Genomic DNA, 25,753 nt, shown 5'->3' on the forward strand with positions numbered 1-25,753 from the left:
GGGCCCCCCCCCGCCACCCCCCCCACCACCCGCCGGGGGGGCGGGTTACCGCGGCGGGGGTTGCTTACGTCCAGCCCCGCCGGCGTTTGAGGCGGCCTATGGCCAGCGGCCCGCGGTCAGGTGGGCCAGGGTGGGTTCTGGGGCGGGGGAGGGGGCCGCGGGGGTTGGGCGGCGGTCTTCCAGGGGGACGACGGGGGGCGCGGGCTGGCTCAGGAAGACGCGGCGGACCACGCGCTCCGCCGCCTGGCCGTCGTCGTGCGTGCAGAACCGGGTCCGGAACGACGCGCGGAGCTGCGCGGAGCGCGAGCCCTGCCAGTGGCCGGTGGAGAAGATGTCCACCAGTTCGTCCTCGGTGCGGGCGATCGCGCCCGGCGGGAAGGCCCGGAGGTCGAAGTACGTGCCGCGCGAGGCCTCGTACGCCTCCCAGTCGTCGGCGTGGATCACGATCGGCCGGTCCAGCGAGGCGTAGTCGAACATCAGGGACGAGTAGTCCGTCACCAACGCGTCCGAGGCCAGGCAGAGTTCCTCGACGGAGGGGTGGGACGAGACGTCCAGCAGGCGGGGGTGGGGCTCGGGGGAGGGCGATCCCGCGTACGTCAGGTGGGTGCGGGCCAGGATCGTGTAGCGCGGGCCCAGGTCGCGCAGGATCCGCTCGAAGTCCAGGTGTTCGGGGCGGCTGCGGCGGTAGTCGCGGTGCGTGGGCGCGTACAGGATGGCCGTCGAGCCCGGCGGGATGCCGAGGCGTTCGCGCAGTTCGAGGACGTCCGCCTGGGTCGCCCGGTGGAAGACGTCGTTGCGCGGGTAGCCGTATTCGAGGGTGGTGTAGGAGGAGGGGACCGCCTTTTCCCACACCAGGGTCGAGTGGCGGTTCGCGGACAGGAGGTAGTCCCACTGGTCCGCGCCGCGCAGCAGGCCCGCGAAGTCCGTGGTCGGGGTGGCGGCCGGGCGGTCCTGGAGGTCGAGGCCGACCCGCTTGAGCGGGGTGCCGTGCTGGGTCTGGAGGAGGATCTGGCCGGGGCGCTTGACCAACGTGCGCTCGAAGTTGACGTTCGTGACCAGGTATGTGGCGCGGGCCAGCGCCGTCCAGTACGCCGCCGAGCCCGGACGCAGGAGGGTGGTTTCGCGGGGGAGGGTCGAGGCGTGCTCCGGGTCGCAGATCCAGGCCGTCCGCATGCGCGGGGCGAGTTCGCGGAGCTTGGCCTCGATGGCCGCCGGGTTGCAGGCGTAACCGCCGTGCCAGTACGCGGAGAAGACCGCCAGCTCCGGGCGCAGGGGCAGCAGCCGCTGCGTGCGGTAGTGGAGGCGCAGGGCGGCTTCGCGCAGGCCCCGGCCCAGCGTGACGCCCGCCCCGCCCGCCGAGAGCGAGGCGGCGCGCAGCGCGGACAGCAGGCGGTACGTGCGCCGCGCGCCGGCCCGCATCAGGAGGTGGCGGACCCGGTCGGTGCGGCTCAGGGACAGCGGGCGCGGGCCGGGGACCCGGTAGCGGCGCAGCAGGGCGCTCGCCCTGGCGAAGAACTCGGCGCGGGCGGCGCGCGGGAGCCGGCGCGGGTCCGCGTACAGGGTGCAGAAGTGCTCGGCCATCCGTCGGTGCACGACGGGCCGCCAGCGCTCCAGCTCGGGGCGGGTGGCGAGGTAGCCGAAGACGCGGTCGTACTGGTCGAAGATGTCCAGGTGGCGGCGGGTGGACGTGGTCAGGATCGAGCCCGTGCGGCGCTGGCGGTAGTGCACGCAGACCCGGTCCAGGACGGCGACGGACTCCGCCGCGAGGAGCGCCGGGTAGGTCCAGGGGGTGTCCTCGTAGAAGCCGGGCGGGAAGGAGAGTCCCTCGCGTTCCACGTACTCGCGGCGATAGGTCTTGTTCCAGACCACCATCAGCATGCCGAGGAGGGAGGGGCGGTCGGCGAGGCGGAAGCTGGCCGGGCCGTCCTCGGAGAGGCGGTGGGAGAGGGTGTTGCGGACCAGCTCGCCGGTCCAGAAGGTGCGGGCGTAGTCGTAGACGAGGACGTCCGGGGAGCCGGTGGCCTTCAGTCGGTCGGTGATGGCCTGGAGGGCGCCGGGGGCGAGGGTGTCGTCGCCGTCGAGGAAGAGCACGTAGTCGCCGGTGGTCCGGGACAGGCCCGCGTTGCGGGCCGGCCCGAGGCCCAGGTTGTGCGCCAGGTGCACGGCGGTGACCCGGGGGTCCCGGGCCGCGTAGTCGTCGATGATCGAACCGCAGGCGTCCGGGGAGGCGTCGTCGACCGCGATCAGTTCGAGATCCGGGTACGACTGGGTCAGGACCGAGTCCAGACTCTCCTGGAGGTACGCCTGGACCTTGTACGCGGGCACGATGACGCTGAACCGGGGCACGGCACATCCAGGGGTCGGCGCGGGCATATTGCCCAGGAACCCCCGGCGTGGCGATCGGGTTACGCAGGGTGTGGCATTCGGGTTACGCAGCGTCAACCCGGCATGTCAGCGGCATGATCCAGACGGTGGGTGCAGGGGCGTACGGGGCTACTTGACCGCTCCCGCCATCACCCCCGAGGTGAACTGCCGCTGGAAGGCGAAGAAGACGACGAGCGGCACCACCATCGACAGGAACGCGCCGGGCGCGAGCACGTCGATGTTGTTGCCGAACTGCCGGACCTGCTGCTGGAGGGCGACCGTGACCGGCGGGTGCTTGGAGTCCGCGAAGACCAGCGCGACCAGCATGTCGTTCCACACCCACAGGAACTGGAAGATGCCGAGCGAGGCGATCGCCGGACCGCCCAGCGGCAGCACCACCCGTGCGAACAGGCGCAGTTCGCCCGCTCCGTCGAGCCGGGCCGCCTCCAGCAGCTCGCGCGGGATCTCCGCGAAGAAGTTGCGCAGCAGGAACACGGCGAACGGCAGCCCGAAGGCGGTGTGGAACAGCACCACCCCGGCGGTGGTCTCGAACAGCCCGATGGAGCCGAAGAGTTCGGAGACCGGGATCAGCGCCACCTGGACGGGTACGACGAGCAGCCCGACCACGAGCAGGAACAGCCAGTCCCGGCCGGGGAACTCCAGCCAGGCGAAGGCGTATCCGGCGAGCGCGCCCAGCGTCAGGACCAGCAGGGTCGCGGGCACCGCGATGGACGCCGTGCTGAGCAGGGAGCCGGTGATGGTCTCGTTGGCCAGCAGCCGCTCGTAGTTCCCGGCCGTCAGCCGGGAGGGCGCGGTCAGCGCCTGCCACCAGCCGCCGCGGTTCAGCTCGGTGGGGGAGAGGAAGGAGGAGATCAGCAGGCCGAGGGTGGGCAGCAGCCAGAACAGGGCCGTCAGGACGAGGAAGACGCGCAGCGCGCCGCCGGCCGCGCGGGCCGCGACGCTGGACGTGGTGTTGGGCCGGCTTCGGCTTCGGCGAGTGCTCATCGGCGGGCCTCCCGGCGGATCCGGTGGATGTTGTAGGCCATGACGGGAAGCACCAGCACCAGCAGCAGGACCGCGATCGCGGAACCGAGCCCGGGATCCGCGTCGGTGCCGAAGGAGGTCCGGTAGAGCTGGAGCGCGAGGACGTTGGCATCGTCCTGCACCGCGCCCGGCGCGATCACGAACACCAGGTCGAAGACCTTCATGACGTTGATGACGAGGGTGACGAGGACCACCGCCAGGACGGGCCCCAGCAGCGGCACGGTGATCCGCCGGAACACCTGCCACTCGCTCGCCCCGTCCACCCGCGCCGCCTCCAGCAGCTCGCGCGGCAGGGCGGCCAGCCCCGCACCGATCAGCACCATCGCGAACCCGGCCCACATCCACACGTAGGCCCCGATGACCGCCGGGGTCACCAGCGTCGGGCCGAGCCACTCCACGCCCCCGTACGCCTCCCGGAAGTTCGAGGCGGGCAGCCGCAGCAGCGCCCCGTCGGCCCGCGCGGACAGGGTGAAGGTGCCGTCGGCGCGGGCCGTCGCCGTATCGACCACCCGGCCGTCCTTGACCGCCTCGATCCGCAGCCCGGCGAGCGCGGACTCGGTGGGGTCGACCGTGTTCACCGTCCCGCCGCCGCCCCGGGTGAAGTCCTGCCAGGCGGTGCCGGTGACCTTCCCGGGCTCGGCGGCGGGCGCCTTGGCCTGGCCCGCGCCCTTGGGCAGGGCCTCCGGGGCGATCCCGACCAGCGGGAGCAGTACGGGCACGCCCGCCCGTACCGGATCGCGGGTCACGTACGCGCCCCCGTCCGCCGGGAGCAGCGGGGAGTCCCGGCCGGGGCGGGCCTTGGGGAAGGCGGAGGACTCGGCGAAGGTGTCGTGGACGCCGACCCAGACGGCGTTCGCGACGCCCCGGCCGGGGTCGTGGTCGTAGACGAGCCGGAAGATGATGCCCGCCGCGAGCATGGAGATGGCCATCGGCATGAAGACGATCAGCTTGAACGCCGTTCCCCAGCGCACCCGTTCGGTCAGCACCGCGAAGACGAGGCCGAGCGCGGTGGCGGTGACGGGGGCCAGCACCACCCACACCGCCGTGTTCTTCAAGGCGGTGCGGATGGTGGAGTCGTGGAGGATCTCGCGGTAGTTCCCGCCGCCCACGAAGGCGTCGCCGGAGCGGTCGAAGAAGCTGCGGTAGAGCGAGTAGCCGATGGGGTGCACGACGAGCGCGCCGAGCAGGACGAGGGCGGGGAGGAGGAACGCGGCCGCGGTCAGGCGGCGGCGCCTCGCCTCCCCCGCCTTGGTGGGGGTTCCGGAGGAGGCGGAGGTGGAGGAGGAGTTCACGGGGTCAGTTCCCGTAGGCCTTGGCCGCGTCCGCCTCCAGCCTCGCCTGGGTGCCCGCCACGTCCGACGGGTTGGCCAGGAAGTCCTGGAGCGCCTTCCACTCGCCCGCGCCCGGGGTCCCGCCGAAGGCCGCCGGAGCCTGGTCCGACATGTCGAAGCGGAAGTCGTCGCCCGACGCGATCAGGGCCTTGGCGATGCCGCGCTGGATGTCGTTCGGGTAGGCAGCCGGATCGACCGCCCTGTTCGGGGAGACGAAACCGCCTTCGCGGGCCTGGATCTCCGCCGCGTCGGGGGACGCGAGGAAGGTCAGCAGCGCCTGCGCGCCCTTCGACGGCTTGAGTGCGACCGCCACGTCACCGCCCGAGACGACGGGAGCCTTGTCGCCGACCGCCGGGAAGGGGAAGACGAGGGCGTCCTTGCCCACCTTCGCCTCCGTCTGCGCGATGTTCACCGCCACGAAGTCGCCCTCGTAGACCATCGCGGCCGCCGGCCGGTCGCCGCCGGTGAAGGTCTGCGTCACCGACTTCGGGAACTCCGTCGCCAGCGCCCCGCTCTGGCCGCCCGCCAGGAAGTCCTTGCGGCCGAACAGCTCGGCCAGCGAGGTCAGCGCCTGCTGGACGCTGTCGTCCGTCCACTTGATCTCGTGCTTGGCGAGCTGGTCGTACTTCTCCGGGCCGGCCTGGGAGAGGTACACGTTCTCGAACCAGTCGGTCAGGGTCCAGCCGTCGGCGCCGGCCACCGAGACCGCCGGGGTGCCGGACGCGGACAGGGTGTCGGCCGCCGTCAGGAGTTCCTTCCAGGTCTTCGGGGGCTTTACGCCCGCCGCCTCGAAGGCCTTCGCGTTGTACCAGATCAGCGACTTGTTGGCGGCCTTGTAGTACACGCCGTACTGGGTTCCGTCGACCGCCCCGAGCTTCTTCCAGCCGTCCGAGTAGTTCTGGTTCAGCTGGGCCCGCGCCTCGGCTCCGACCGGCTGCGCCCACTTGTTCTTGACCGCCGAGACCAGCGCCCCGACCTGCGGGAGCAGCGCCACGTCCGGCGGAGAGCCGCCCGCGATCTTCGTACCGAGGAAGGTGACGATCGGGTCCTGCGCCGGTACGAAGGTGACGGTGGCGCCGGTCCGCCGCTCGAACTCCTTGAGCACCTTGACGAAGTTCGCCTGTTCCGGGCCCGTCCACACGGCCGCGACCTCCAGCTTTTCGCCGGGCAGCATGGGTAATTCGACCCGGGGCCGGTTGGCGGTCCCGACGACCGGGCCCGGACCGTGGCTCACATCGCCGCCTCCGCACGCGGTGAGCGCGAGCGCTCCCGAGGCGACCAGGGCCGCGGCCATGGCCGGGCCTCTCGTACGGGGCCTCGTGCGGATCCTCGTACCGGTCCTCGTGCGGGTCTTCGTGCGGCTCGTTCCGTGCTCGTGCATGGCTCTGCCCCCGATGCCGGTGGTGTGTTCCGGCTCACAGGTCTACGCCGACCCGCGCACCCCCGCAATACCGCGTGACCCGGCTCAAGGCGCGGGCGGGAACAGCACCGGTATCGCCGAGACCAGGTGCGAGGCCCGGTCCAGGGCGCTGGCCAGCAGCGCGAGGTCGGTCGGGCCGTTGCCCAGCTCGCGGACCGGGCGGCGGGTAGGTGGATCGCCCATCCGCTCCCACTCCACCGGGACCACGGTCGGACGCTGCGTCGCCGTCCGGGGGATCCGGCCGGTGACCCGGCCGCCCTGGAACGGGACGGCGCGGCCGTCGGCGTACCGGAGCAGGCCGCGTCCGGGGCCCGGCTGGTCGGGGGCGTCGAGCTCGACGCGCAAGGTGGCGAGCCGGGCCAGTTCGGTGTCGGCGGTCCGGTCCGGGCGGGCGCTGGTGGCCACCAGGTGCACCCCGAGCCGGGCGCCCTCGCGGGCCACCGCCTCCAGCGCGCGGACCACCGAACCGGCGGCGGGCCGGCCCGTACTGCCCAGGCCCGGTGCGACCAGCGCGTCGAAGTCGTCCACCAGCACGACCAGACGAGGCAGCGGGCTCGGTCCGGCGGCCGGGTCGGTGCGGGTGGCGGAGGAACGCAGCCGCAGGGTGCCGGAGCGCTGGGGTTCCAGATCGCCGCGCAGTTCGCCGGGGGTGGGCTGGCGGGGCGAGACCATCCGGTCGGAGACCTCGCGCAGCGCGTGCCACTCGGCGAACGGCGCCCCCTCCAGGAGCTCCGCCCGCCGCTTGAGCTCGGCGCCCAGCGCCTGCGCGAACTCCCGCATGCGCAGCGGGTCGGAGGCGACGAGGTGGGCCGAGACGTGCGGCAGCTCGGTACAGGGCAGCAGGCCGTCGCCGCGCTCGCCGCCGGCTCCGTCGAGCAGGACCAGGCCGAGCCGGTCGGGCCGGGCGGCTGCCGACAGGGAGGCGGCCACGGAACGCAGCAGTTCGGTACGGCCGCTGCCGGCGGGCCCCTCGATCAGCAGGTGCGGGCCGTCGGTGACGAGTTCGGCGCCGACGGGTCCGCGCCGGCCGGTGCCGAGCACGATCTCGGCGAGGCCGCCGACGCGCTGGCCCTGGTCGGTGGCGGCGGCCCAACGGGCCATCAGGGACGCCGGGGTGGCCCTCGCCAGCCCCAGCTCGTCGAGCAGCCGGGAGGTCTGGGGGAGGGTGGCGGCGGCGGGCCGGTAGCCCTCCGCGGCGGGGGAGTCGGCCTTCAGCGGGGCCAGGGCGCGGGCGAACCGCTCCGCCCAGGCCACCGAGACGGCGTCGGCCGTGGCCGTCTCGCCGGGCGGCACCGGCTTGCCGTGGGAGACCGCGAAGGTCCGTACCGCCGTGGCCACGTCGCCGCTGAGCAGGGCGACGGCGGCGCAGTCCCGGAAGGCGGGGGCGGCGGCGCAGGCGGCCTCGTAGGTCTCGACGACGGGGGAGGCGGGGGTCGCGGCCGGGGACTCGGCGAGCGCCAGCACGTGGATCCCGGCGGCCGGCCCGTGCGAGGCGAGCCGCCCGGTGACGTCCCGCAGGGCGCCGGCACCCGGGTCCCCGTCGAGGACGAGGAGGGTGTAGGGGCCCCGGTAGTCGTACGAGGCCTCGCGCACCGCCTCCGGAGAGGCGGCGGCCCAGTGCACGCCGAGGGGACCGTCGTCGAGGCGGCGGGTCAGCTCACCGGCGCGGGCGGCCGCCTGGTCGCGGTCGTACGCGAGCAGCAGCCGGCAGTCCTGCCCGTGCGCGGGCCGTACGTGGGGCAGCCAGCCGAGCCAGCCCCAGTCGCGGCGGCGTTCGGCGAGCGGGCGGGCGCGGTCGGCGCAGACCAGCACGATCTCCAGCCGCTGGCCGGGCGCGTGCAGGGCGGCGAGCTGGGCGATCACGGACCGGGCCACACCGGTCAGGCGGGCCCGGGGCCCGGCGATGCCGAGCGCGCCGGTCTCCAGGAGCGAGACCTCGCTGCCGACGCCGAGCGTGACGTCGAGTCCGGCGGGCCCGGACCACAGCCGCGGGGCCGGACCGAGGGCGGCGAGCAGCAGCGCGGCGGGGTCGTCGGCGCCGGGCCGCGCACCAGTGACCCCGGCCGCGGCGGCCTCGGCCACGGCCTCGCCCCCACCGCCGAGCACCTCGGCGGCCTCCTCCCCGCGCACCCACTTCCGAGCCCAAGCCCCGAGCCCCCGCCGAGCGGCCCGCCGGGGTGCGGGGGCGGATGCTTCGCTCCGCCCGACTCCGGAGCCCGGCCCGTGGCCCGGCCCGGCCCCGTCGCCCTGCGGGCCCTGCCCGTCGGGGCGGCCGGTCCCGGAGCCTTGCCTGTTGCCTTGCGCGGCCGGGGAGCCTTGGCCGTCGGCCCTCCCGGTTCCGGGGCCCTGGCCCTGCTGGCCCCGCCCATCGGGGCGGCCGGTGCCCGGGCCCTGGGGGCCGTTGCCGGGTTCGGGCGCGCTGCCCCGGACGCCGCCGGTCGCTGCGCGGGCCGCCGCGCCGGAGGGGGTGCCCCAGCCGGCTTCGCCGTACTGCTCCACACCGGCGCCGGGCGCTCCCGCGCCGGAGGCACCGTCCCAGCCGTGCTGCTCGGTGCCGGCGGTGCCGGCTGCGCTCTGCTGCCGTGCGCCCGGGATGCCGTCACCGGGTGCGGAGGCCCGGCCGCGGCCGGAGGTGCCGGAGTCGTGGCCCGTTCCGGGCACGCCCCAGTTCGCGCCGGAGGTGTCGGAGCCGTCCCACCCGGCCGCGCCGTGCTGCTCCAGGCCCGGGGCGCCGGATCCGGGCCGGGCGGCCCGGCCCGGGGTACCGGGGCTGTGGCCCGTCCCGTAGGTGTCCCAGCCCGCGCCGGAGGCGCCGGAGCCGTCCCGGCTCGCGCCGGACGCACCGGGGTCGGGGGCGGAGCCCCCGTTTCGGGAAGGGGCGGGGTGGGGGAACCGTCCCCCCGGTCCCCCGCCGGGCCCCCGTGCTCCGCCGAGGGAACCCCCAGGGCCCTGGCCCGCGCCGGATCCCGCGCCAGCGGCGGATCCCGATCGCGTGCCCGGCGTAGACCCCCAGGCTCCGCCGGAGGTGCCCCCGGCGGGGACGGGCCCCGGGGAGCCGCCGGGGGCGGGAGTCGGCGGGGTCGGCAGGGTGAGGGAGAGGTGGCCCTCCAGGTCGGGGGTGAGGGGGAGCGGCGGGGGCGTCGGGCCCAGCGCCAGGCGGAGCGTGGATTCGCCGACGCGCAGCAGCGCCCCCGGCGCCAGCGCCGCGGGCTCCGCCCCGACCACCGCCCCGTCGAGCGTGGTGCCGTTCGTCGAGCCGAGGTCGGCCACGGCCACCCGCCCGTCCGGGAGCACGGTGACGGTGCAGTGCAGCCGCGAGACGTCGGGATCGTCCAGCGGGACGTCCGCGTCGGCCGAGCGCCCGATCCGGATCGCCCCCGGGTGCAGCAGGTGCACCCCGCCCGCGTCGGGACCGGCCACCACGTGGAGCTGGGGGCCGTCCCCGGTCTCGGCGTCGGCCAGGACGTCGGGGCCGGGCACGTGCAGGGAGAGGACCGCCCCGTCCACGAGCGGCGGCTCGCCGAGTACGCAGCGCCCGGGATCGAGCCGCTCCGTACCGGCGTAGAGCACGACCGTGCCCCCGGTGTCGGGCCCGCCGACGGTGGCCGCGAGCCCGGAGGCCACCGCGGACAGCGCGGTGCCGGGCGGCGCGGTGACGAGCACGTCACAGCTCGCCGGTCCGGCGCCGCCGGTGGAAGAGGAGGAGGCGTGGGCGGTCGTGGCCTGGTGGTGGCCGCTGCGCGACCCCGACCCAAGGACGGTCAGCCGGATCTGCATCGCTGTCAGCGGTCCCTTCTGCGCGGTGCGCGGTGTTAGCGCCCGGCAGGGATCCACGGGGCACGGCATGGAATGCGATGCATGCCGTGCGTGCCCGACCGCCCCCACCCGGCACGGACGCGTCGTCCGGTCAGGTCTGCCCGGAGCGGCGGGGCTCCCGTCCCGGCCGTTCCGTACGGGTGCATCCTCGCACCTGTCGTACACAACACGCCCGTCACCCACCGACAAGTGATCTTGATCGGTCGCGTACCGACACCGGACCTGTGGCCGGGCCGATCGGATATGGACATCGAGGCACGGAAAATCGCCCCCGGCATACGCCGCAAACATCACCCTTCGTGCATATGTGCGGCAACCAACCCTCCGCACCCCGCGTCTTCCCACGGGACACCCCCTAGAGTGGGCCGGAAAACGCATCGCCGGACCGGCGAGATCGACGACGAGATCGACGACGAACAAGACGACGAACAAGGAGCGCGCGACGTGCGGCCAGTCGGCAGCAAGTACCTCCTCGTGGAGCCGCTCGGGCGGGGCGCCACGGGCACCGTCTGGCGCGCCAGCCAGCGGGAGGCGGCCGGTGCCGAGGCGGCCGTCGCCGGCCACGCCGGCGAGACCGTGGCCATCAAGGTCCTCAAGGAGGAGCTGGCCCAGGACTCCGACATCGTCATGCGCTTCCTGCGCGAGCGCTCCGTCCTGCTGCGCCTGACCCACCCCAACATCGTCCGCACCCGCGACCTCGTCGTCGAAGGCGATCTCCTCGCACTCGTCATGGACCTCATCGAGGGTCCCGACCTGCACAGGTACCTCCGCGAGAACGGCCCCTTCACCCCGGTCGCCGCGAGCCTGCTGACCGCCCAGATCGCGGACGCGCTCGCCGCCAGCCACGCCGACGGCGTGGTCCACCGCGACCTGAAGCCCGCCAACGTCCTGCTCGACGAGCGCGACGGCCAGATGAAGCCGATGCTCACCGACTTCGGCATCGCGCGCCTGGCCGACTCCCCGGGGCTGACCCGCACCCACGAGTTCGTCGGGACCCCCGCCTACGTCGCCCCCGAGTCCGCCGAGGGCCGCCCGCAGACCTCCGCCGTCGACATCTACGGCGCCGGCATCCTGCTCTACGAGCTCCTCACCGGCCGCCCGCCCTTCGCGGGCGGCACCGCGCTGGAGGTCCTGCACCGCCACCTCAGCGAGGACCCGCAGCGCCCGGCGAACGTGCCCGAGCCGCTGTGGACGGTCATCGAACGCTGCCTGCGCAAGGAGCCCTACGAGCGCCCGAGCGCGGAGAGCCTGGCGCGCGGCCTGCGCGTCGTGGCCTCCGGTATCGGCGTGCACTCCACGGCGGCCGAGGTCGAGGCCGCGCTCGGCGTCGGCGCGCTGCTCGCCCCGGACACCTCGCCCGCGCCGGTCCCCGCGACCCCGGGTGCCCACGGGCCCTCGGACGCGACGCAGGTGCTGCCCGGAGGCGCCGGGGTCTCCCCGATGGGGGCGTACGACCCCAACGCCATGACCAGCGTGATGCCGCCGGTCGGCGCGGCCGACGCCACGTCGGTGCTGCCCAGCACGGGCGGCCAGGGCGGTCCGGGCGGCCAGGGCGGCGCGGATCCGACCTCGGTGATGCCGCCCGTGCAGCAGCCGGACCAGCCGCACCCGTGGCAGTCGCAGATGCGGGCGGCCCGCGACCGCAACGAGCAGACGCAGATGCAGTACCTCGACCCGAGCGAGGACCCGCTGCGCCGCCGGCCGCAGCGGCAGGCGCCCCCGCCGCCGCAGCAGCAGCCGTCCCAGTACCGCCAGCCGCAGCAGCCCCCGCAGCAGCAGCCGTACCGGCAGGGTCCGCCGCCGCGGCAACAGCAGCAGCAGAGGCCTCCGCAGCACCAGCAGCAGTACCCGCAGCAGCAGTACGCGCCGCAGCCCCCGCCGCAGCACTACCAGCCGCAGCAACAGCACCCCCAGCAGTACCAGCAGCCGCAGCAGCCCCAGTACCGCCAGCCCCAGCAGCAGCCCCCGCAGGGCCCGCCGCCGCGGCAGCGGCCGGCCGAGCGGGAACCCGCCGAGCCGCGCCGCCGCAGCGCGAACCCGGTGAAGATTCCCGGTCTGGGCTGCCTGAAGGGCTGCTTGGTGCTCATCCTGGTGTTCTTCGTCGCCGGCTGGCTGGTTTGGGAGCTGACCCCGCTTCAGGAGTGGGTCGGCACCGGCAAGGGCTGGTGGGACCAGGTGTGGACCTGGGGCTCGGACGTCGTGGACTGGGTGAGCACGATCGGCGACGCCACGGGAGGCGGCTCGGCCCCCTGATCCGGAACCGGAGCCCGATCCGGAGCCACAACCGGAACTGGAATCGGCCCGGTATTGGCGCGAAACGGTCCCTGAATCAGGCCCCATAGTGCCGACCTTATGGATTTGTCGACTTCTGGGACGTGATTTCGCCCGCAGAAGTGAAGGTCGCCGCGATCCGTGGACTCCAACCCCCACCCGGCCGCGTAGCTTTGGTGCGGTACGCCAGCCGCTGAGGGAGCAGTCGTGGCACGGAAGATCGGCAGCCGGTACACCGCGCACCAGATCCTTGGGCGCGGCAGCGCGGGCACGGTATGGCTGGGCGAGGGGCCTGACGGCCCCGTCGCCGTCAAACTGCTGCGCGAGGACCTCGCCTCGGACCAGGAACTGGTCGGACGGTTCGTCCAGGAGCGCAGCGCGCTGCTCGGGCTGGAGCACCCGCACGTCGTCTGCGTCCGCGACCTCGTCGTGGACGGCAACGACCTCGCCCTCGTCATGGACCTCGTACGCGGTACGGACCTGCGCACGCGCCTCGACCGCGAGCGGCGCCTCGCCCCCGAGGCGGCCGTCGCGATCGTCGCGGACGTCGCGGACGCGCTGGCGGCCGCGCACGCGGCCGGGGTCGTGCACCGGGACGTCAAACCGGAGAACGTGCTCCTCGACATGCAGGGCCCGCTCGGGCCGGGCGGCGCGCATCCGGCGCTGCTCACCGACTTCGGGGTGGCCAAGCTCATCGACTCGCCGAGGCGGGCCTCCGGCGGACGGGTTCCGTCCCCGACCACCCGGATCATCGGGACTCCGGACTATCTGGCGCCCGAGATAGTGGAGGGCCTGCCCCCGCGCGCCGCGGTGGACATCTACGCCCTCGCCACCGTTCTGTACGAGCTGCTGGCGGGTTTCACCCCGTTCGGCGGCGGGCATCCCGGGGCGGTCCTACGCCGCCACGTGACCGAGACCGTCGTCCCGCTGCCCGGGATCCCCGACGAGCTGTGGCAGCTGATCGTCCAGTGCCTGGCGAAGGCCCCCGCTTCGCGGCTGCGCGCCTCGGAGCTCTCCCTGAGGCTGCGGGACCTCCAGCCGCTGCTGGCGGGGATGCCGCCGCTGGACGTGGACGAGCCGGACGAGCCGGAACAGGCGGACGCACCGGAACCGGAAGCCGTGGTGACGGACCCGGTCCGGCGCCGTGGCGTCGTCCCGCTGGTCCCGGGCTCCGGATCCTCCACGGACTCCAACCGCGACACCCACACCTCGATGCGGGTGCCGGGGCCGGACGAGCTGGCGGGCGGCGCGCTGGGCACCGCCCGGGTCCCGCGCCCCGCGGGCGGCCACCGGCCGGGCTCCGCGCGGCACCGGGCGGAGACGGCCCGCAAGCGGCGGCTGGCGCTGTCCGCCGCCGCGGTTGCGCTGGCCGCTGCGGTGGGGGTCGGCAGCTGGCTGGCCGCCTCCTCGGACTCGGCGCCGCCGCCGCGGGACAGCAAGCAGTCCGGCTCGACGGCCCCGTAGCGCCCGGGCGGTGGCTACGCGCCGACCAGTTCCGGGTGCCAGCGTCGCGCCACCGACGGGTGGGCGCGGACCCAGCCCTTGAGCTCGTTGCGGCCGTACTCCGCGTGCAGCGGGTTCGACGCGTCGTGCGCGAGCCCCGGGGCCGAGCGGAGGTAGTCGCCCGGGACCGTCTCGATCACGGCGTCCAGGCGCGGGTTGTAGAAGAACGGCACCGAGTACCGCTCCACCCCGCCGGCCGGGCTGACCACCCGGTGGTCCGTGGCCGTCAGGTACCCCTCCGTCGCGATCTCCAGCAGCTCGCCGAGGTTGACCACGAACGCCCCCGGCAGCGGGGGAACGTCCAGGAAGCCCCCGTCCCGGACCACCTGCAGCCCGCCCACCGAGTCCTGGAGCAGCAGGGTCAGGAATCCGTAGTCCTTGTGGGCCCCGACCCCCTGGTCCGCGCCCGAGGGGGCCGATCCCGGGTAGCGGATCAGCTTCGTGTGCAGGTGGGGGCGGTCCGCGAAGGCGGAGTCGAAGAAGTCGGAGGGGGCGCCGATCGAGGCCAGCAGCTCCTGGAGCAGGCGGTGGGCGACCGCCGCCAGCCGGGACTGCCACCCCAGCACCACGTCCCGTAGCTCCGGAAGCGCCCGGGGCCACTGGTTGGGGCCCTCCAGCCACAGGTACGCCGGGTCGTCCGGTCCCACCACCGGCGCGGGCCGCTCCGCGCCCACGTCCAGTTGGTCCCGCCAGTCGGAGGCGCCGCCGGTCAGCTCGTGCCCGATGCGGGTGTAGCCGCGGAAGTGCGGGGAGTTCAGATTGCTCACGGCCAGCCGGTCGGCCTCCGGGAGCGCGAAGAAGGCCCTGGTCAGCTCCAGTACGCGGGAGGTTTCGGCGGCGGTGACGCCGTGCCCGGTGAGGTGCAGGAATCCGCTGTCGCGGGCGGCGGCGTGCAGCTCCTTGCGGAAGGAGTCGCGGAGGGCCGGATCATCGGCCCGGGAGAGGTCCAGGACCGGGAGAGAGTCGGAAGAGTGCGCGGACGGCATGACGGCTCCGTTTCGGATGTCACGGGGTCCTGTCCCCAAGGATGGCGGGGGCCGTGGCAGGGGAGGGGCCGCCGGCAGGGGTTGGCGCCGGGACCGCGAGGCCACGTACAGGACCAAGTCGGATCGGGGTGGATCAGGCTTGGTGCGGGTCCGGCGGCGGACAGCTCGTCGTCGTGACGCGCATGTGGTCCACATGGCGGCGCTTGATGAGGACGAGGACAGTCATACGGTGAGCGTACGCCCGTACGATCCGCCGCCAATACGGGTGATCCGGCCTGGCCGGAGAGGCGCCTCCCGGGACCGGCTACGCTGGACCCGTGGCAGTCGTCGATGTTTCCGAAGAGCTGAAGTCCCTCTCCTCGACCATGGGGTCGATCGAGGCCGTCCTGGACCTCGACAAGCTGAGGGCAGATATCGCCGTGCTTGAGGAGCAGGCCGCCGCGCCGTCCCTGTGGGACGACCCGGACGCCGCCCAGAAGATCACGAGCAAGCTTTCGCACCTCCAGGCCGAGGTCCGCAAGACCGAGAGCCTGCGCGGGCGCATCGACGACCTCGCGGTGCTCTTCGAGCTCGCCGTGGAGATGGACGACGCGGACACCCTCGCGGAGGCGGAGACCGAGCTGGTCTCCGTGCGCAAGGCGCTGGACGAGATGGAGGTCCGCACCCTGCTCTCCGGCGAGTACGCCGAGCGCGAGGCGCTGGTCAACATCCGTGCCGAGGCCGGCGGCGTGGACGCCTCCGACTTCGCCGAGCGCCTGCAGCGCATGTACCTGCGCTGGGCCGAGCGCCACGGCTACCCGACCGAGATCTACGAGACCTCGTACGCGGAAGAGGCCGGCATCAAGTCGACCACCTTCGTGGTCAAGGCCCCGTACGCCTACGGCACGCTCTCGGTCGAGCAGGGCACCCACCGCCTTGTCCGGATCTCGCCCTTCGACAACCAGGGGCGCCGCCAGACCTCCTTCGCGGGCGTCGAGGTGCTGCCGGTCGTCGAGACCAGCGACCACGTCGAGATCGACGAGGCCGAGCTGCGCGTGGACGTCTACCGCGCCTCGGGCCCCGGCGGCCAGGGCGTCAACACGACCGACTCGGCGGTGCGCATCACGCACCTCCCGACCGGCATCGTGGTCTCCTGCCAGAACGAGCGCTCGCAGATCCAGAACAAGGCGAGCGCGATGAACGTCCTCCAGGCCAAGCTGCTGGAGCGGCGCCGCCAGGAGGAGAAGGACAAGATGGACGCCCTCAAGGACGGCGGAAGCTCCTGGGGCAACCAGATGCGGTCCTATGTCCTGCACCCGTACCAGATGGTCAAGGACCTCCGGACGGAGTTCGAGGTCGGCAACCCGCAGGCGGTGCTCGACGGCGAGATCGACGGCTTCCTGGAGGCCGGTATCCGCTGGCGCAAGCAGCAGGAGCAGACCGCGTAAGCACGGCACGTAAGGGAAGGGCCCGGACGCCTCTCAGGTGTCCGGGCCCTTCGCTGTCGCGTCTGATCGGTACGTGGCGGCTGAGGAGCTACGCCGTGTGCTGGGCCACCAGTGCGAGCGCGGCCACCAGGATCACGAGCAGCGCGATGAGCGCCATCGGGTTCAGGCCGCCGGAAAAGGGGCCCTCCTGCTGGAGGCGCTGGCGGTTCGCCCGGCATACCGGGCAGCGGCCCTGGTCCACGGGTGCGGCGCAGTTCGCGCACACGAGCCGGTCATATGTCATGCGCTCCTCCTCTCGTCCCCTCGGGTACAACGGCAGCGGGAACGACTCCGTTCCCCTACCACTGTGCCAGCTCCGGAGACATTAGGCGCGGCCCGTCCGGGCAATCACGGTCGCGCACGCCGGGGACCAGGGGATATATCGGGCAACTCCGGACGCCGGGTCCACACCTCGCGCCCGTTCGCGTATGGTCACGCACACCTACTCCCGGCGACCGTGGTGCACCCGTGATCCGATTCGACAACGTCTCCAAGTCCTACCCGAAGCAGAGCCGTCCCGCACTCAGAGATGTCTCCCTGGACATCGCGAAGGGCGAGTTCGTCTTCCTGGTCGGTTCCTCCGGCTCCGGCAAGTCCACCTTCATGCGGCTCATCCTGCGTGAGGAGCGGGCGAGCCAAGGCCAGGTGCACGTCCTGGGCAAGGACCTCGCCAGGCTCTCCAACTGGAAGGTTCCGCACATGCGGCGCCAGTTGGGGACCGTGTTCCAGGACTTCCGGCTCCTGCCCAACAAGTCGGTGGCCGACAACGTGGCCTTCGCCCAGGAGGTCATCGGCAGACCGCGCGGCGAGATCAAGAAGGCCGTCCCGCAGGTCCTCGAACTCGTCGGCCTCGGCGGCAAGGAGGACCGGATGCCCGGCGAGCTCTCCGGTGGTGAGCAGCAGCGCGTGGCCATCGCCCGCGCCTTCGTCAACCGCCCGGCCCTGCTGATCGCGGACGAGCCCACCGGCAACCTGGACCCCCAGACCTCCGTCGGGATCATGAAGCTGCTGGACCGGATCAACCGGACCGGCACCACCGTGATCATGGCGACCCACGACCAGCAGATCGTCGACCAGATGCGCAAGCGCGTCATCGAACTCGAGCAGGGCCGTCTCGTCCGCGACCAGTCGCGCGGCGTCTACGGCTACCAGCACTGAAAGGCTCCTGAGACGCGATGCGCGCCCAGTTCGTCATGTCGGAGATCGGGGTCGGTCTCCGCCGCAATCTGACCATGACCTTCGCGGTCATCATTTCCGTATCCCTGTCGCTGGCCCTGTTCGGCGGCTCACTGCTCATGCGCGACCAGGTGAGCAAGATGAAGGGCTACTGGTACGACAAGGCCAACGTCACGGTCTACCTCTGCAACAAGAACGACGCGGAGGGCGCCGGCGGGGTCTGCGGGAAGGGGGCGGTCACCCCCGAGCAGAAGCAGGCCATCCAGACCGAGCTCGAAAAGATGGAACTGGTCGACAAGGTCACGTACGAGTCCGCCGACGAGGCCTTCAAGCACTACCAGGAGCAGTACGGGCACACCGCCCTGGCCGCTTCCATCACCCCGGACCAGATGCAGGAATCCCTCCGGGTGAAGCTCAAGGACCCGGAGAAGTACAAGGTCATCACCACCTCGTTCTCCGGCCGGGACGGGGTCCAGTCGGTCGAGGACCAGCGCAGCCTGCTGGACAGCCTCTTCAAGCTGCTCGGCGCACTCAACGTGGCCGCCCTCGGGATCATGCTGATCATGCTGATCGTGGCGCTGCTGCTGATCGTCAACACCGTGCGCGTCTCGGCCTTCAGCCGTCGGCGCGAGACCGGGATCATGCGGCTGGTGGGCGCCTCCAGCTTCTACATCCAGGTGCCGTTCATCATGGAGGCCGCCTTCGCCGGCCTCATCGGGGCCCTCATCGCCTGCGGCATGCTCGGCGCCGGCCAGTACTTCGTGATCGACCACGGGTTCGGGCTGCGCGGGAGGATGGAGCTCATCAACTTCATCGGCTGGGACTCGGTCCTGACCAAGCTGCCGCTGGTGCTCGTCATCGGGCTGCTGATGCCCGCACTCGCCGCGTTCATCGCGTTGCGCAAGTACCTGAAGGTGTGACAAGTGCCCCGTGGGCGGTCCGGTCAACGACCCGTACCGCCGCGGGGCTTGTCCTAGACTCGGCGCCATGCCGCGTCTGCCGCGTATCCCCGCCTTCTGTCTCCGGCCCCGCGACCTGCGTCGCGGGGCCGTTTTGACGTTGGCCTTCTGCGCGGCCGTCGGCGCCGGCGCGTGCACGGGCAGCTGGGACCGGGAGGGCGATCGCGGGGATCCCTCCGCGGCCCCGTCCGTCCTGGTGGCCCGTACGGGGCCTGCGGCGCCGCGGCGCCCCGGTGGGCCCGGGGGCTCCGCGGAGCCCCGCGGGACGGCCACCGCCGACCGCGACGCGGTGGCCGGGGCGGCCGCCGAGGCCGTCGCCGAGGGCAAGTCCGCCAAGAAGGCCGCCGAGGACGTGGTCAGCCGCAGCGGGGACCGCTGGGGCATGGTCTACGACCAGAGCGAGTACGAGGCCTTCTCCGACGACCTGGACGGCCACTGGACCGGGGTCGGCCTGTGGGCCGGGCGCCTGCGCGACGGCCGCATCGAGGTGGACCGGGTCCAGCCGGGCGGTCCCGCGGCCCGGGCCGGCCTGCGCGCCGGGGACCGGCTGCTGAGCATCGACGGGCAGGGCGTGACCGGCCTGCGCGTCGCCGAGGTGGTGGCCCTGCTGCGCGGGGCCGTTGGCACCCCGGTCGTCCTGAACCTGACCCGCGGCGGCGTGGACCTCACCGAGACCGTGCGGCGCGAGGAACTGCGCGCCGAGCCGGTGACCGTACGGGAGATCCCCGGCGGGATCACCGTCATCAAGGTGGCCTCCTTCACCCGGGGTTCGGGTGACAGCGTCCGGGCCGCCGTCCGCGCCGCGCCGCCCGGTGGCGGGGTCATGCTGGACCTGCGCGGCAACACGGGCGGTCTGGTCACCGAGGCGGTGACGGCCGCCTCGGCCTTCCTGGACGGCGGGCTCGTGGCCACGTACGACGTGCGCGGCGCCCAGCACGCCCTCTACGCGGCCCCGGGCGGGGACACGGCCCGGCCGCTGGTGGCGCTGATCGACGGCGGCACGATGAGCGCGGCCGAGCTGGTGACCGGCGCCCTCCAGGACCGGGGCCGCGCGGTGGCCGTCGGCACCCGCACCTTCGGCAAGGGCTCGGTGCAGATGCCGACCCGGCTCCCGGACGGTTCGGTGGCGGAGCTGACGGTGGGCACGTACCGCACTCCGGCGGGCCGCAGCCTGGACGGCGGCGGCATCGCCCCGGACCTGGCGGCGGCGGACGGGGTGGAGGACCGGGCCCGGACGGTATTGAGTGGCATCGGTGTGGGTCCGTAGTGCGAAAATGGCCGCACTATGGCTAAGGAAACAGGGCGCAAGCTGATCGCCCAGAACAAGAAGGCGCGGCACGACTACACGATCATCGACACCTACGAGTGCGGTCTCGTGCTCACCGGTACCGAGGTCAAGTCCCTGCGCCAGGGCCGTGCCTCGCTGGTGGACGGCTTCGTGTCGGTGGAGAGCGGCGAAGCCTGGCTCTACAACGTGCACGTGCCGGAGTACAGCCAGGGCACCTGGACCAACCACAGCGCGCGCCGCAAGCGCAAGCTCCTCCTGCACCGCGAGGAGATCGACAAGCTGGACTCGAAGACGGGGGAGACGGGCAACACGATCGTGCCGTTGGCCCTGTACTTCAAGGACGGCCGGGCGAAGATCGAGATCGCGCTCGCGAAGGGCAAGAAGGAGTACGACAAGCGGCAGTCGCTGCGGGAGAAGCAGGACACGCGCGAGACGAACCGGGTGATCTCGGCGGTGAAGCGCAAGGAGCGCGGCCAGCTTTAATCTCCTGGCACAGCGTGGTCCACTTCGCGTAGGATGGCGCTAGCACCACGCGCTTGCGGGTGGTGGCTGCGAGAACAAGGCCTGGCGAGACCGGTACGACCGGTGGAGCCGCCGGACTTTGTTGCCTAACTGAATAGCGTGAAACATGGGGATGATCGGTTTCGACAGCGGATGTCGATGTAGGGGAAGCGAGCCGAGAAAGCGGCAATGATCTCGTTAACCATATGTCGCAAACAATAATCGCCAACTCCAAGAGCGATAACTCCCGCTTCACCCTCGCTGCCTAATAACAGTGAGCTGAAGCCTCTGTGAGGAGCGTCAGCCCGGAAGTGGTCCCGGTCCGGATCCTGGCGTCAACAAGGGATCTAAACCTCTAGCTCCGGTCGCGGGGGCTTGAGGGAAATCAAACAGTGACTGAGCCCGTCGGAGACTTGTCCGTGTGATCTCCGGGGCCGAGAAAAGCGCAGCGGAATGCGCTCGGAGAAGCCCTACTTCTGCACCGTTGGACGCGGGTTCGATTCCCGCCATCTCCACCACCCCATGTGGCCCCTGACCTGCGATTACGTCGCCAGGTCAGGGGCTTTTCGCATGCCCCGACGCGGGAGTCGCGCCGGTCATCCTCCCCATACGGGCGAGGGGGTCCCCGGGGTCCAACGGGCCAGATGCAGGCGTGCGTCCACGCCGAGGACCGCGGTCGCCACGCGGCCGTCCGAGGTCAGTGCCGAAGAGGGCGCGTGTGCCGACAGCGGGCCCGACGCGATCCAAGTGGGCGCCGTTTCCTCCGCGCCTTCCGGGAGCCAGGCGAAACTGATGGTGCCGCCGTCGTTGCGGGCGGCCAGGGCGATCCTGCCGTCGGGGGTCCGGGTTGCGGTGACGGGGCCGGAACCGCCGTGGCCGCCGAGCGCCTGCGGCTCGGCCCGCCAGGGCCCCTCCGGGCTCGGCCGGTGGTAGCACAGGATCCGGCCGGTGCCAGGCTCACGCACGAGCAGCAGGGAGCGTTCCTGATCCACCGCCAGATAGGTGACGGGTCCCGCGGGGGCGGGGAAGGGGAGCGCGTCGCCGCGGTTGAAGGGGGACGGCGCCTTGTCCCGGTTCCAGCGGATGATCTGGTCGGAGCCCGGGGCGTACAACTCGACGGCGCCGTCGGGGGACGTCTCCCAGGCGACGCCTTCCTGGACGGTCCCTCCCAGGTCGCGCCAGGGGCTCCAGGCTCCGGTGGGCTCCTGGCGGCGGTGGCTCAGGCCGTGGCCGAAGTTGCGTACGACGAATTCGAGGCGCCCGCCGGGCAGAGCGGCCGGTTCGGGCTGGCCGACCTCCCTGCGCTTGATCGGGTTGAGGCCCTCGGTGTTGTACGGGTTCCCGAGGTTCTGCCAGCTACCGAAGGGGCCGCCCGGCTCCTCCTGGGAGACGAGCATGACGTCGCGGCGGTGCTCGTAGCGGCCCGCCGCCAGCGACATGTGGACGCCGAACACGTGCAGCAGCCCGTCATCGGTGGCGACGACGTTCAACTGGGGTGAGAACACGCCCCCTTCGGGGGCTCCGGTGCCCAACGGGGCGCGGGTGAGGGCCCCGTCGTGCTCACGCCACTGGACGGGGTTGCCGTTGAGCACGGTGAAGGCCGTGAGAGCGCCGCCGCCGTCCTGCCGCAGCCATGTCGAGGAGTGGGAATAGCGCGCGTACGTGCTCCGGCCGTACGGCTTGCGGTGCGCGCGGTCGCCGAGTTGGAAGTCGCCGGGGTCGATGCCGTGCTGGCGCCGGCGGCCGTCCTTTCCTCCGTAGATGTTGAGGCGACGCGTCTTGTCCTGAAACGTCGGCTCGCTCAGGTTGTCCGGCCAGACCTTGTTGCCGTAACCCCGGTAGCCCTCGACCACGGGTGCGTCCTGCGGCGCCCGGGTGTCGTAGCGACGCAGTGCCTCGAAGGCGAACAGCGCGGCCGCGGTGTGCTCCTGGTGGTCGTGGTAGGTGACCCGGCCGTTGTCGTAAGTGGCGTGGTCCGGGTCCGGGTCGAGCGTGCGCACCACCGTGGGCCGGTGCTCGGCCAGGAGGTCGACCAGGGCGTCCAGGAGCCCCTCCCGGGTGATCGCGTTGTGCACGTCCGGCAACGGCGAACCGTTTGGGCGCCGGGCCCACTGTTCCTCGATCTCTCCCGTCCAAAGGGTGTGCAGGCGCATGGGCGGGGGGCCGCCCGCCATCGCCAGGTTGAAGAAATAGAGAGTGACGAGGGGACCCTCGCCTCCCAAGGTGGCCCGTTCCACCTGGAAACCGCTCGACGTGCGATACGCCTCGCACGTCCAGGGGGCCGTCGCGTCAGCGCGCGCCGCGTCCGCGTACGCCGCGCGCAGACCGCGCTGGCGGGCGGCCACGTACCCCTCGTAATCGACCGCCAGATCGTCACGGCCGTTCTTGCCGAGCGGGGCGTTGCGCCCGTCCGCCTCGCCCGCGACGAGATACACGCTGACCACCTCGGCCCCGGCGGCGACGGCGTGGAAGAGATCGGGCGCCATGAAGAACAGGTCGTCGTCCGGGTGGGCGCAGATCTGCACGTGCGTTCCGACGGAGGAGGCGAAGGGGCCGGTCACCCGGCCTTGCAGAACGGGAGGCCGGCGGCTCTGGATTGCCGCAGCGGGAGAGACGGCGCCCCGAAGTCGCCGGGCGATGGAGCGGACCTTGGTCAGGGGAAGGCTCATGGGATTGCTTTCGTTGATGGTGCGTCACTGCCGGAGTGCTGCGCGCGGGGACGGTGCCCGCGTCAGATCAGAGGGGTCGACGCCTTGGTCAGGAGCGCCGGGGAGGGGGTCCTCGACCCGGACGGCTCGGCACTGGTCGGGCAGGCGCGTGCGACGGTTGCCCGTCCGAAGGCGCCCATGGCTGTCTCGATGGCGTACACGGTGATTCTCCCCAGCCCCGTCGTGGTGGTCGTGACGCCCTGGCGACGCGGTCGGCTGAACCAGCAGGCGGATGCCGACGGTCGGCGCCAGACGGGAATGACGCACCTGGGCCAGGGAATCTGATCTAGGAGATGGAATTGAGGGGCGCTGGGTTCCTCAATATCGTGAAATCTCCGCGACTCCTTGGACGGGCCGTCTTAACGGCGCGGCGTGGCAGGCAGGAACGCGGAGCCGTCGCTCGGGGAACGCATTGCCTTGACGTAAACGGCGGACCGGATTCCGAATTCATTCGAGGTTGTTCGCGGCGCGCTCACGCCGCGGGAGGTACGACACCGGCCCGACGGTGGCCGTCACCTGCGCCGATGAGCAGTGCCAGCAGGGCCGCCGCCGTCGGGAGGGCGTACGGGGCTGTCGGGCCCAGGTGGTCGATGGCGGAGCCGGCGGTCGCGGACCCGGCCGCGATGCCCGCGAAGATCGCGGTGACGGCCAGGGTCATGCCCTCGTTGAGGCGGCCCGGCGGGGTCACCGTGTGGATCCGGGACATCGCGGTGACCATGACCGGGGCCGTGGCCATGCCGGCCAGCAGCAGCGCCAGGGCCAGGAGGAGCACCGAGCCGGTGGCCGCCGCCGCCCAGGGGAGGGTCATGGCCCCGGCCAGGGCGGCCAGGCAGGTGGGGAGTCCGCGCGGGCGGAGGGTTCCGTAGAGCAGGCCGGCCGCGCAGGAGCCCGCCGCCTGGAGGGCGAGGACCGGGCCCGAGAGCGCGCCGAGGCCGTGGGCTCCGAGGTGGGCCACGGAGGTGATCTCCAGGGAGCCGAACATCGCGCCGAGGGCGAGGAAGAGGGGGAGCAGCGGGAGCAGGCCGCGCAGGCGGGCGCCGGAGCGGGACGGCGGGGACGGCGGGGGCTCCGTGCCGCGGTGGGCGGTGAAGACCAGCATTCCGGTGAGGAGCAGCGCGGCGCCCGTGAGCGTGCCCGCTTCGGGGAAGACGGCGGTGCAGAGGAACGCGGCGGCCACCGGGCCGAGCATGTACGCCAGTTCGTCGGCGGCCTGTTCGAAGGACATCGCCGTGTGGTGCGCGGCGGGGTCGCCCCCCAGCAGGTGGGTCCAGCGGGCGCGGGACATGCCGCCGATGTTGGGGGTGGTCGCGGTGGCGGCGTAGGAGGCGAACAGGGTCCAGGCCGGGGCCTGGGTGCGGACGCACGCGATCAGGGAGAGGGATCCGAGGACCGCGATCAGGGTGGCGGGGACGGCGACGCGCGCCTGCCCGTGCCGGTCCACCAACCGGGCCGTCCAGGGCGCCACGACCGCGGTGGCGGCCAGCCCGGCCGCGACCACGGCGCCGGCGAGGGCGTACGAGCCGCGCTGGCCCGCGATCATCATGACGGCGCTGATCCCGAACATGCCCATGGGGAGGCGGGCGATGAGGTTCCCGATGGTGAACCCGCGGGTGCCGGGGAGGGCGAACAGCCGCCGGTACGGGCCGGGGGCCCGGGCCGGGCGGGCCGGGGCCGCCGGGGCGGTGGCGAGGACCAGGGTGGTCCCGGTGACCGTCATCAGCGGGCCGGAGGGGCCGGGGGATCCGGGCGGCGCGGTCGTGGTCGTGGTGGGCATGGCACAAGGCTCGGGGCGCGGGCCGCCGCTGGTCCAACACCTGTTCGGGCTCGATTCACCGGTTCTCGTTGTCAATCGCCGTTAGTCTCCTGGGGTGACGCCCCGAGATCTGGACCCCCGGCTGCTGCGCGGCTTCCTCGCGGTGGCCGAGGAGCTGCACTTCACCCGCGCCGCCGCCCGGCTGTACCTCGCCCAGCAGGCCCTGAGCCGGGACGTGCGCCGCCTCGAACGGGCCCTGGGCTCGCCCCTGTTCGTCCGCACCACCCGCGCCGTCGAGCTGACCGCGGACGGGGAGCGGCTGCTGCCCCTGGCCCGCCGGGTGCTGGCCGCCCACGAGGAGCTGGCCGCCGCCTTCGCCGGGGACGGCGGATCGCGCCCGCTGCTCGTCGACCTCAACACCGACGGCCCCGGCACCGCCCGCACCGTCCTGGACCGGGCCCGCGAACTCGCCCCCGACTGCGAGCTGATGGCCCGTTTCGAATCCGGGCTCACCCACGCCGCCGCCGAGATCGCCGCCGGTCGCCTCGACGTCTCCTTCGGGTACGCCGACGGCCTCGCCCCGGCGCTGCGGGCCCGCCTCGCGCAGCTGCCCGTACGGTACGAGCCGCTCGCGGTGCTGCTGCCCGACTCGCACGCGCTGGCCGCGCTGGAACACGTACCGCTGGAGGCGCTCGCGGGGGAGACCGTGTACGCGGGGGCCGGCAATCCGCGGACCTTGGAGTGGACCGGGCTGGCGCGCGAGCTGTTCGCCGGGCGGGGGATCGAGGCGGCGCCGCCCGCGCCGGTGGCGGTCGGCAAGGACGAGTTCCGCCGGGTCATGGCCAAGACCGGGAACCCGGTCCTGGCCACGGTGGGCTTCGTGGACCTGCCCGGCTGCGTGAAACGGCCGCTGAGCGGCCCGGTGCCGCTGTCGCCGCTGTCGATGGTGTGGCGCGAGGGCTTCGCCCACCCCGGACTGGACGCGCTGCGCGCCGCCGCTGCGGAACTCGCCGCCGGGCAGGGCTGGCTGGAGGTGCCCCCGGACAGCTGGCTGCCCGCGCTCGCGGGCTCGGCGGCGGTCAAGCCCAGGGGTGCGGTGCCGGTCAAGCCCACGGCCGCGCTCACACCGGGCCCCGGCGGCGGGTGAGTGCAAGGTTTCCCGGCGGT

17 protein-coding genes and 1 other RNA gene are annotated in these 25,753 nt (G+C 73.0%); 9 read left to right on the forward strand and 9 right to left on the reverse strand.

Going from position 1 to position 25,753, the window contains the following annotated elements; genetic code table 11:
• Positions 1-96: 96 nt before the first annotated feature.
• The 5 genes from ACFXDJ_RS24305 to ACFXDJ_RS24325 form a co-directional block, all read right to left on the reverse strand.
• On the reverse strand, positions 97-2,346 hold the full coding sequence (locus tag ACFXDJ_RS24305; RefSeq protein WP_384850274.1) for a CDP-glycerol glycerophosphotransferase family protein: 2,250 nt from the start codon (positions 2,344-2,346) through the stop codon (positions 97-99).
• 147 nt (positions 2,347-2,493) lie between these two features.
• Complete coding sequence (locus ACFXDJ_RS24310) at positions 2,494-3,369, reverse strand: carbohydrate ABC transporter permease (RefSeq protein WP_384850277.1); 876 nt, start codon at positions 3,367-3,369, stop codon at positions 2,494-2,496.
• Positions 3,366-4,631, reverse strand: coding sequence for a carbohydrate ABC transporter permease (locus ACFXDJ_RS24315; RefSeq protein WP_384661983.1), 1,266 nt, complete (start codon positions 4,629-4,631; stop codon positions 3,366-3,368). The genes ACFXDJ_RS24310 and ACFXDJ_RS24315 overlap by 4 nt, the downstream gene beginning before the upstream one ends.
• Before the next feature lie 73 nt (positions 4,632-4,704).
• Positions 4,705-6,033 (reverse strand): ABC transporter substrate-binding protein, encoded by a 1,329-nt coding sequence (locus tag ACFXDJ_RS24320; RefSeq protein WP_384661986.1) that lies wholly within the window; start codon positions 6,031-6,033, stop codon positions 4,705-4,707.
• A gap of 171 nt (positions 6,034-6,204) precedes the next feature.
• A complete protein-coding gene (locus ACFXDJ_RS24325; RefSeq protein ID WP_384850281.1) occupies positions 6,205-9,936 on the reverse strand; it encodes an FHA domain-containing protein in 3,732 nt (1,243 codons plus the stop codon).
• A 483-nt stretch (positions 9,937-10,419) separates the two neighbouring features.
• Between ACFXDJ_RS24325 and ACFXDJ_RS24330 the strand changes: the two genes are divergently transcribed.
• Together ACFXDJ_RS24330 and ACFXDJ_RS24335 are read left to right on the forward strand one after the other, a co-directional pair.
• The gene (locus ACFXDJ_RS24330) at positions 10,420-12,228 is read left to right on the forward strand and encodes a protein kinase (RefSeq protein WP_384654109.1); all 1,809 of its coding nucleotides are present in this window, start codon (positions 10,420-10,422) and stop codon (positions 12,226-12,228) included.
• Between the two features lie 225 nt (positions 12,229-12,453).
• Positions 12,454-13,710, forward strand: a complete 1,257-nt coding sequence (locus ACFXDJ_RS24335) for a serine/threonine-protein kinase (protein WP_384654103.1) — start codon at positions 12,454-12,456, stop codon at positions 13,708-13,710.
• Positions 13,711-13,724: 14 nt separating this feature from the next.
• Here the strand turns inward: ACFXDJ_RS24335 and ACFXDJ_RS24340 are convergent, their stop codons facing one another.
• Complete coding sequence (locus ACFXDJ_RS24340) at positions 13,725-14,735, reverse strand: isopenicillin N synthase family dioxygenase (protein ID WP_384654101.1); 1,011 nt, start codon at positions 14,733-14,735, stop codon at positions 13,725-13,727.
• Positions 14,736-15,052: 317 nt separating this feature from the next.
• Here ACFXDJ_RS24340 and prfB point away from each other — a divergent pair, with 317 nt between their 5' ends.
• Entirely contained in the window at positions 15,053-16,162 is a 1,110-nt protein-coding gene (prfB, locus tag ACFXDJ_RS24345; RefSeq protein WP_384654099.1) for a peptide chain release factor 2, read from the forward strand.
• An 88-nt stretch (positions 16,163-16,250) separates the two neighbouring features.
• On the opposite strand, the gene ACFXDJ_RS24350 is transcribed toward prfB, so the two are convergent.
• Positions 16,251-16,445, reverse strand: coding sequence for a hypothetical protein (locus ACFXDJ_RS24350; RefSeq protein WP_384654097.1), 195 nt, complete (start codon positions 16,443-16,445; stop codon positions 16,251-16,253).
• A 224-nt stretch (positions 16,446-16,669) separates the two neighbouring features.
• Between ACFXDJ_RS24350 and ftsE the strand changes: the two genes are divergently transcribed.
• From ftsE to ssrA, 5 genes are all read left to right on the forward strand, one after another.
• Positions 16,670-17,359: a cell division ATP-binding protein FtsE gene (ftsE, locus tag ACFXDJ_RS24355; protein ID WP_330296637.1), complete on the forward strand. Its 690-nt coding sequence runs from the start codon at positions 16,670-16,672 to the stop codon at positions 17,357-17,359.
• Positions 17,360-17,376: 17 nt separating this feature from the next.
• Complete coding sequence (ftsX, locus tag ACFXDJ_RS24360; protein WP_384654096.1) at positions 17,377-18,297, forward strand: permease-like cell division protein FtsX; 921 nt, start codon at positions 17,377-17,379, stop codon at positions 18,295-18,297.
• Between the two features lie 67 nt (positions 18,298-18,364).
• Positions 18,365-19,603: a S41 family peptidase gene (locus ACFXDJ_RS24365; RefSeq protein WP_384654094.1), complete on the forward strand. Its 1,239-nt coding sequence runs from the start codon at positions 18,365-18,367 to the stop codon at positions 19,601-19,603.
• An 18-nt stretch (positions 19,604-19,621) separates the two neighbouring features.
• Positions 19,622-20,107: an SsrA-binding protein SmpB gene (gene smpB / locus ACFXDJ_RS24370; protein ID WP_266908355.1), complete on the forward strand. Its 486-nt coding sequence runs from the start codon at positions 19,622-19,624 to the stop codon at positions 20,105-20,107.
• Positions 20,108-20,254: 147 nt separating this feature from the next.
• Positions 20,255-20,643, forward strand: a transfer-messenger RNA (tmRNA) gene (gene ssrA / locus ACFXDJ_RS24375).
• 78 nt (positions 20,644-20,721) lie between these two features.
• Here the strand turns inward: ssrA and ACFXDJ_RS24380 are convergent.
• Both ACFXDJ_RS24380 and ACFXDJ_RS24385 read right to left on the reverse strand, forming a co-directional pair.
• On the reverse strand, positions 20,722-22,794 hold the full coding sequence (locus ACFXDJ_RS24380) for a PIG-L family deacetylase (protein ID WP_384654091.1): 2,073 nt from the start codon (positions 22,792-22,794) through the stop codon (positions 20,722-20,724).
• A 511-nt stretch (positions 22,795-23,305) separates the two neighbouring features.
• A complete protein-coding gene (locus ACFXDJ_RS24385; RefSeq protein WP_384654089.1) occupies positions 23,306-24,607 on the reverse strand; it encodes an MFS transporter in 1,302 nt (433 codons plus the stop codon).
• 94 nt (positions 24,608-24,701) lie between these two features.
• Between ACFXDJ_RS24385 and ACFXDJ_RS24390 the strand changes: the two genes are divergently transcribed.
• A complete protein-coding gene (locus ACFXDJ_RS24390; protein ID WP_384654087.1) occupies positions 24,702-25,733 on the forward strand; it encodes a LysR family transcriptional regulator in 1,032 nt (343 codons plus the stop codon).
• Positions 25,734-25,753 lie beyond the last annotated feature (20 nt).

The sequence above is a fragment of the Streptomyces sp. NPDC059443 genome (assembly GCF_042750105.1).
Taxonomy (GTDB): Bacteria; Actinomycetota; Actinomycetes; order Streptomycetales; family Streptomycetaceae; genus Streptomyces.